The sequence below is a fragment of the Pedobacter sp. 05L430 genome, from assembly GCF_056397585.1.
In genome coordinates, this window is sequence record NZ_JBFTNT010000469.1 from 1 (window position 1) to 1926 (window position 1926).

2 protein-coding genes are annotated in these 1926 nt (G+C 38.4%); one reads left to right on the top strand and one right to left on the bottom strand.

Annotation, left to right across the window (positions count from 1 at the left end; all coding sequences use genetic code 11):
* Positions 1-157: 157 nt before the first annotated feature.
* Positions 158-970: an AraC family transcriptional regulator gene (locus tag AC1DG9_RS26460; protein ID WP_477635621.1), complete on the top strand. Its 813-nt coding sequence runs from the start codon at positions 158-160 to the stop codon at positions 968-970.
* A 5-nt stretch (positions 971-975) separates the two neighbouring features.
* On the opposite strand, the gene AC1DG9_RS26465 is transcribed toward AC1DG9_RS26460, so the two are convergent.
* Positions 976-1926 (bottom strand): PAS domain-containing sensor histidine kinase (locus AC1DG9_RS26465; protein WP_477635622.1); only part of this gene is annotated, 951 nt, incomplete at its 5' end.

The window sequence follows — 1926 nt, forward strand, 5'->3', positions numbered from 1 at the left end:
CGATAACCCTTTAACACTTCGTGGCGTGACACCCTACTCAATAGATCCAGAAAATGCAAAACGGCTTTGGCAATTAAGTGAAGAAATGACTAAAGTGATATTTACAGCAGATTGAACATTGCTATGCAATTAATTCCCTAATTTTAGATGGTAAACCATGGCACATCAGATAGAATACATACACGATGATATTAAGAGATCGTGCTTTGAAGACCAGTTCTTCAAAGCCGATGTGCTGTTTGAAGACCATTTGCTGGTATGGATCATCTCGGGARAAACCAGGATCGTGCAAGCCGATCAGACCTATGTGTTTGGAGCAGGAGATACCCTGCTGTTTCCGCGTTACTTGCTGGCTACGGTTCTCAATTATCCTAAACATGGCTTGTCTCATAAATCGGTAGCCATGCACCTTAAGCTGGAGCGGCTAAAAGACTACTATAATAAAAATGAGCCCCAGTCCCAGGGAGAACCGATTCCACCTCCTAGCTTTCGAACCTTTGAACAACATCCATTATTAAAAAGCTGTCTCTCTTCACTAATCCCGTATTTTGAGCTCAAAGAAAAACTACCTGGCGCCATCGCTTCACTCAAAATAGAAGAGGCTATCCATATCCTGAGAACTATCGAACCCAGTATTGACCATATGCTGGCCAACTTTGCAGAGCCCGGAAAGATTGATATCGCTAATTTCATGGAAAAAAATTATATGTTCAATATGCCGATGGAAAAATTCGGTTACCTGACTGGACGTAGCCTGACAACGTTTAAGCGCGATTTCAAAAAAACTTTTCAAACCACACCACAGAAATGGCTTACTCAAAAAAGACTGAAACTGGCCCATTATCAAATCAGAGAAAAAAAACGGAAACCCTCAGAAGTCTATCTGGAAACAGGATTTGAAAATCTCTCCCATTTTGGTTACGCATTTAAGAAATTTTTTGGCTACGCACCCACAGAGGGATTTAGGTAATAGGGCTAATCCTTAAAAGTGAGCACAAATCTAACTCCCTCGTTTACCTTGCTTTCTACATCAATATGGCCTCCTAAACTATTAATGTGGTTATATACCAAATAAAGGCCAATACCTTTGCTATCTGTATGATTGTGGAATGTTTGATGTAGCCCAAATATCTTGTTTTTACATTTTTCCATATCAAACCCCAGGCCTTTGTCTGAAAAAATCAATTGTCGGGCACCATTTGTTTTTCTGGTGGCAATATAAATATCAGGGTGTGAATCTGGTTTTGCGTACTTAATGGAATTAGTGATCAGGTTTAGAAATATGCTGTCCATATAAACTTTGTTGAAATTGATCGTATCAAATTCAGAAAAATCAATTCTAATAATAGCTCTGGAGCCTAGTATCAATGAATTTATAGAATGAAACACCCCGTTCAGAGAATGATGAAGATTCAGGTTTTCTGTGGGCACATGAACGCTTTTTTTCTGACTGGCCGCATCCAGGTAATAATTTAAGGTAACCTTCAATTCCTCTGTTGTTGATTGTAATATATTGATCAGATTTTCAGTTTCTTTATCCTGAATTGTAGAAGTATCCAAAAGACTAAATATTGCAAGTAAGTTATTTACAGGTGCCCTCAGATCATGCGAGGCCATATGAGTTAAATGCTGCAGCTCTTCATTAATCTTTGATAGGCTGATCAAAAGTTTATTCCGTTCTTCTTCAAGTTTCTTTTTGTGTGTTACATTTTTGGCAACCGCGTAAACCAGTTTGGATTCAGGAACAGGAATTGAAGTCCATGACAGCCACACAATTTCGCCTTTTTTAGTGAGGTAGCGGTTTTCGAAATTTAAGAGTGGAATATTTTTCCTGAGGTTGTTCCTAAGTTCTTCTGTAATGTTCTGGTCTTCTTCACAAACAAAATCATTAATAGGTCTTGAAAATAACTCTTCATCACTATATCC